At 68.2% G+C, this 6,259-nt stretch carries 5 protein-coding genes; all 5 read right to left on the bottom strand.

Features of this window, described 5'->3' with window-relative positions:
* Positions 1-1,300: GTPase HflX (hflX, locus tag Q7T09_RS18420; protein WP_304701659.1), on the bottom strand; the 1,300-nt coding region annotated here is incomplete at its 3' end.
* Entirely contained in the window at positions 1,297-1,545 is a 249-nt protein-coding gene (hfq, locus tag Q7T09_RS18415; RefSeq protein WP_215340521.1) for an RNA chaperone Hfq, read from the bottom strand. The genes hfq and hflX, both read right to left, overlap by 4 nt.
* Positions 1,546-1,648: 103 nt before the next feature.
* A complete protein-coding gene (locus Q7T09_RS18410; protein WP_304701658.1) occupies positions 1,649-2,512 on the bottom strand; it encodes a D-amino-acid transaminase in 864 nt (287 codons plus the stop codon).
* A 72-nt stretch (positions 2,513-2,584) separates the two neighbouring features.
* Positions 2,585-3,976 (bottom strand): sigma-54 dependent transcriptional regulator, encoded by a 1,392-nt coding sequence (locus Q7T09_RS18405; RefSeq protein WP_304701657.1) that lies wholly within the window; start codon positions 3,974-3,976, stop codon positions 2,585-2,587.
* Positions 3,966-6,203, bottom strand: a complete 2,238-nt coding sequence (locus Q7T09_RS18400) for a PAS domain-containing sensor histidine kinase (protein ID WP_304701656.1) — start codon at positions 6,201-6,203, stop codon at positions 3,966-3,968. Before Q7T09_RS18400 ends, Q7T09_RS18405 begins: the two co-directional genes overlap by 11 nt.
* Positions 6,204-6,259: the final 56 nt, after the last annotated feature.

The raw sequence follows: 6,259 nt of genomic DNA, 5'->3' as shown, positions 1-6,259 counted from the left end.
GGGCCTGCGGGAAGAGTTGTTCGAACTGGCCCAGGGCCTGGGCGCTCAGCTTGACAGCAAGGCGCGTGCCACCGTCGTCCTCGGTGGCGCGTTCCATCACCCGGCCATGGCGATAGAGCCAGGCCACCGCCGCGCCCTGGCTGGGTGGGGCCACGATCTCCACCGCCGGCGCCTCGTCCACCATCTCAGCGACCATGGCCAGCAGCTCGTCGCAGCCCTCGCCGGTGACGGCTGAGACCGTGACCGCCGGGGGATGGGCCCGGCGCGCGTCGCCGATCAGGCGCTCGCGAGCCTCGGGCTCCACCAGATCGACCTTGTTCCAGACCTCGATCAGGCGGCGCTCCTCCATGTCCACGCCGAGGCGTGAGAGCACGGTGCGCACGTCCTGGGCCTGGGCGTCGGTCTCCTCGCTGGAGATGTCGCGCACGTGCAGGATTACGTCGGCCTCCTTCACCTCCTCCAGGGTGGCGCGGAAGGCCTCCACTAGTTCGTGGGGCAGTTCGGAGATGAAGCCGACGGTGTCCGACAGGATGGCGGGCCGCCCATCGGGCAGGTCCAGCATCCGGATGGTTGGATCCAGGGTGGCGAACAGCATGTCCTCGGCCACCACCTCGGCCTTGGTCAGGCGGTTGAACAGGGTCGACTTGCCGGCGTTGGTGTAGCCCACCAGGGCCACCGACGGGTACGGATGCCGCTGCCGTGCGCCCCGCTGCAGGTCCCGGGTGCGACGCACCTCCAGCAGGTCCTTCTTCAGCTTGACGATCTTGTCGGCGATCAGCCGGCGGTCGGTCTCGATCTGGGTCTCACCAGGCCCGCCCATCACCCCGGCCCCGCCGCGCTGACGTTCCAGGTGGGTCCAGGTGCGGACCAGGCGCGACTTCTCGTAGGAGAGCCTAGCCAGCTCCACCTGCAGGCGGCCCTCGCGGGTCCGCGCCCGGCGGGCGAAGATCTCCAGGATCAGGCCGGTCCGGTCGATGACCTTGACCTTCCAGGTCTTCTCCAGGTTCCGCTGCTGGACCGGACTCAGGGCGTCGTCGATCACCGCGACATCGGCCTCGGCGTCCTCCAGCAGCTTGCCGATCTCCTCGACCTTGCCCTTGCCGAACAGGGTCGCGGGCACGCGTTTGCGCAACGGCGCGACGAAGGCGTCGCAGATCTCCAGGTCGAGAGCCTGGGCCAGGCCGACAGCCTCCTCCAGCCGCCCCTCGGCGGTCCGGGACGTGCCCCGCTCATCACGGGCGGGGTGGATGACGATGGCCTGCTGGGCAGGCGCCTCGCGATCTATGGATTTTGAACTCAATCGGCCTCGTCTTCCGCCGGCTCATACAGCTGCACGGGCTGCGCCGGCATGATGGTCGAGATGGCATGCTTGTAGACCAGCTGTGACTGGCCGTCGCGACGGAGAAGCACGCAGAAATTGTCGAACCAGCTCACCACACCCTGCAGCTTGACGCCGTTCACCAGGAAGATGGTCAGCGGCGTCTTCGACTTGCGCACGCTGTTCAGGAACGTGTCCTGCAGGTTTTGTTTCTTTTCGTTCGACATGGCTTTTCGCCCTTTGTTTTGGATCGGCGTCCGCAAACCGGTCGCCACACACAAGTTGGACGCTAGACCCCTCTCTGTGACCGGCGCAATCGCGCCGTTGGCCTCAGATCGCAGTTGCTCGCGCACGCTCGATATAGAGGCTCCGGAGCTTCATCGCCACCGGACCGACGGTTCCATCGCCCACCGGCGCCCCATCGACGGCCACCACGGGCAGGACCAGGGCCCCGGCGCCGGTGATGAAGGCCTCCTTGGCCGCTTTGGCCTCGTCGGGGGTGAAGGGGCGTTCATCGACCTTCATCCCCTGCTCCCTCAGGATGTCCAGCAGGCTGTAACGGGTGACGCCACGCAGGATGTTGGCGTTGGTGGCGCGGGTCCGCACGGTCCCGTCGGCGTCGATGATCCAGGCGTTGGAGGACGCGCCCTCGGTCACCAGACCCATCTCATCGACGAACCAGGCCTCGGCCGCCCCGCGCTCCTTGGCCGCCTGCTTGGCCATGGCGTTGGGCAGCAGACCCACGGTCTTTATGTCGCACCGCCCCCAGCGGTTCTCCGGCAGGGTGATCACCGAAACGCCCTTGGCCGCCTTGGCCTCGGTCGCGCCCCGGTCCACCGCCTTGACGGTGATCACGATGCTGGGCGGGGTGTCGGGATGGGGGAAGGCGTGGTCGCGCGGCGCCACGCCGCGACCGACCTGCAGATAGACCATGCCTTCACGGATGCGGTTCTGCCGCACCGTCTCCTTCAGAACCATGGTCAGGGCGCGGCGGCTCATGGGCATGACGATCTTCAACTCGCCGAGGCTGCGCTCCAGGCGGGCGAAATGCCCCTCCGGATCGGCGAGCTTGCCGTCGAACAGCGACCAGACCTCATAGACCGCGTCGGCCAGCTGATAGCCCCGGTCCTCGATGTGGACCACGGCGTCGGCATGGCGCGAAAAGCGCCCGTTCACATAGGCGATGCGGCCCATCCTATTTCGCTCCCTTCGTGAGCTTCAAAGGATTGTGGATGCGGCCTGCGAAGCCTTGGCGTAGCAGTCCCATCAGGCGTCCTCTTCTTCCACGGGGCGGGCGCCGGACAGGCCCAGCGACTTCAGTTTGCGGTGCAGGGCCGAGCGCTCCATGCCGATGAAGGCCGCGGTGCGCGAGATGTTGCCGGAGAACCGCAGCATCTGGGCGTTCAGGTACTCCCGCTCGAACACCTCGCGGGCCTCCCGCAGCGGTAGGGCGATGATCCGGTCGGCGCCGAGGGACGACCCCTGGTCCGACGGAGATGAATCCCCCGGCAGCATGTCGGCGCTGATCGCCTCATTGGGATCGCCCGAGGCCAGGATCAGCATCCGCTCCACATTGTTGCGCAGCTGGCGCAGGTTCCCCGGCCAGGCCTTGACCTGCAAGGTGGCGAGCGCGTCGTCGGCCAGCCGGCGGCGCGGCATGCCGGTGGCCTCGCAGATGCGCTGGATGAAGTAGTCCACCAGCTCGGGGATATCCTCCCGATGCTCGGCCAGGCCCGGCACCGTCACCGGCACCACGTTGAGACGATGGAACAGGTCCTCCCGGAAGCGTCCCGCGGCGATCTCCTCGCGCAGGTCCCGCGAGGTGGAGGAGACCACGCGGACGTCTACCTGGACATCATTGTCCCCGCCCACCCGGCGGAACCTCTGCTCCACCAGCACGCGCAGGATGCGGCTCTGGGTCTCGAAGGGCATGTCGGCCACTTCGTCCAGATAGAGGGTGCCCGTGTGGGCGCGCTCGAAGACGCCGATCTTGGCCGGGCGGCCGTTCTCCGCCTCCTCGCCGAACAACTCCAGGTCCATGCGTTCCGGGGTCATTCCGGCGGCGCTGATCACCACGAACTCGGCCTTGGCCCGGGGGCTGGCCGCGTGGATCATGCGGGCCACGGTCTCCTTGCCAGCGCCGGGAGGGCCGGCGATCAGGACGCGGCTGTTGGCTCCGGCAAGTTTCGGAATCAGGCTGCGCAGCTGTTGGGTGGCCATGGACCTGCCCACCAGGCCGTCGGGCATGATGGCCTGGGTCCGCAGCCGGCGGTTCTCGCGCTTGAGGCTGGTGGCCTCCAGGGCCCGCTCCACCGTCAGCAGCAGCTTGTCGGACTTGAAGGGCTTTTCCAGGAATTCGTAGGCGCCGCGCTTGATGGCGCTGACCGCGGTCTCGATGTTGCCGTGGCCGGAGATCATGATCACCGGGATGTCGGCGTCCAGGGTGCGGAGCATGTCCAGCAACTCCAGGCCGTCCATCCCCCCGCCCTGCATCCAGATGTCGAGGATCAACAGGGCCGGCTTGCGGGCCCGGATGGCGGCCAGCGCCGACTCCGAGTCGTTGGCCGTGCGCACCGCATAGCCTTCGTCCGACAGGATGCCGGCCACCAGCTCGCGGATGTCCGCCTCATCGTCGACTACCAGAACATCAGCCGCCATTGGTCACCTCTAAGCCGTGATCGTCGGTGACGGCGCTCACCCGCGCCGTCGTCGGAAGTTTCAGAAGCGCGCGCGCGCCGCGTCCGCGCTTCGCATCGGTCAGAATCAGTTCGCCGCCGTGGTCCTCGAGGATCCGCTTGACGATGGCCAGACCAAGGCCCGTGCCCTTCTCGCGGGTCGTCACATAGGGCTCGGTCAGGCGATCGCGGTCCTTCTCGGGCAGGCCCACCCCATTGTCCTCGATGGCGACGCAGACGCCGTTCCCGTCGGAGATCAGTTCGGCGACGATCCGGCCCTGGGGTTCGGGCTGGTCGGCCACCCGGGCGGCCACGGCCTCCGAGGCGTTCTTCAGGATGTTGGTCAGGGCCTGGGCCAGCATGCGGCCATCGGCCATCAGGGTGGTGGCGGGCAGCGGCTCCACCAGGTCGATCTCGATGTCGGGGGTGGCCACCCGCTGGGCGAAGACCCCGGCCCGCAGCAGCTCCACCAGGTCCTGCTCGGCGAACTTCGGCGCGGGCATGCGGGCGAATGCGGAGAACTCGTCCACCATCCGGCCGATGTCCCCCACCTGGCGCACGATGGTGTCGGTACAGCGGTCGAAGATCTCCAGGTCCTCGGCGGCCACCCCCTTGCGGAACTTGCGCTGCAAGCGCTCGGCCGAGAGCTGGATGGGGGTGAGCGGGTTCTTGATCTCGTGGGCGATTCGGCGGGCCACGTCGCGCCAGGCCGCGTTCCGCTGGGCCGAAACCAGGCGGGTGATGTCGTCGAAGGTCAGGACCAGGCCGCTCTCGCTGCGGCTGGCGCGCACCCGCAGGCGGCGGGTCTCGCGCTCGCGCTCGACGTCCACCTCTTCCTCGGCCTCGCCGGCCTTGCGGGCATTGTCGGCGATGGTCGCGAACTCCGGCGCGATCTCCACCAGCTTGCGGCCCCGTATCGGAGCGTCGTCCAGACCCAGCAGCTCGCTGGCCTGGCGGTTGGCCGCCGAGATGCGGCCCTCGGAATCCAGGCCGATGACCCCGGCCGAGACCTCGGCCAGGACGGTTTCTATGAACTGACGGTCCTGGTCGGCCTCGTCCCGGGCCCGCTGCAGGGCGGCCTGCTGGACCTGAAGATCATGTGTCATGCTGTTGAAGGCGCGGGATAAAACCGCGATCTCATCAGGATCGTTCTCAGCATCCACGCGCGCCGTCAGGTCGCCGCCGGCCACCCGGCCCGCGGCCTGCACCAGCCGGCCCACAGGTCCTGAGATGGCGTTGGCCGCGGCCATACCCAACCAGACCGCCCCCACCAGCACCAGCAGGGCGGTCTCCATGTAGGACAGGGCGAAGACCGCCTGAATCCGCTGCCGGCTCTGGGCGGCCTCGCGATAGGAGACCAGGGAGGCGTCGGCGTCGGTGAGGTGGTTGATGATCCCCTTCTCCACCGGCCGGGCCACGTAGAGATAGGCGTCGGGATAGGCCGACAGCTTGTAGACCGCCCGCATCAGGTCGGCCGAATCGAAGGCCGGCACCGAGATGTCGCCCTCGTCGGCGGCCTTGAAGCTGGAATCCGGGGGCGTGACATAGGCCGGGGCGTCGCCGGCCTCGGCGCGGGCCAGGACCCGGCCCTCGCGGTCGATGAGATAGGCCGCCGGGAAGGCGTGGTATGAGGCCTGGTAGGCCAGGAAGTGGCTGAAGGTGATGGGACTCGACTGCAGGGCCGGAGCGGCGCGGTTCAGGTCCACGGCCATCAGGGTCACGTGGTCGCCGATATAGCGCTTCTGATCCTCCACATAGGACCTCGCCACCGTCGCGGAGTTCTCCACCACAGTCTGCACCCGTTCGGAGAACCAGTTCTCCACCCCGCGATTGACCAGGACGCCGTAGAACAGCGCCACCACCACGGCCGGCGCCACCGCGGCCAGGGCGAACAGGGCCACGAACCTCAGATGCAGGCGGGCGCCGGCGTCCATGGAGCGAGCGTCCAGCAGGGCCACCAGCCGCGCGCCCATGATCCCGGCCAGGCCGAGGATCAGCACCAGGTTGAAGCCCAGCAGCACCAGGATGTTCTTGCTGGCCGGCGCCAGGGGGCCGGTTTCGGGAGGCGAGGCGGCCAGCAGGATGGCCACGCCGGTCAGCAGCAGGGCCAGCGCATAGCCCCCGCCAAGCACATAGCGTGACTGTATCGCCCGCCACAGCCGCGCGGCCGGCGCTCGAGGATTCTCGCCGTCGTGGGTCAGGGACGCCATAACGCGGCGACCCTAGGCGGAACTGTGCCCCCAACTCAACAGGTTGTTGCGAGAAT

The organism is Phenylobacterium sp. (assembly GCF_030645195.1).
Classification (GTDB): domain Bacteria; phylum Pseudomonadota; class Alphaproteobacteria; order Caulobacterales; family Caulobacteraceae; genus Phenylobacterium.
Note: the sequence above shows the minus strand (reverse complement) of the source record. Positions and strands in the feature narration are given on the sequence as shown.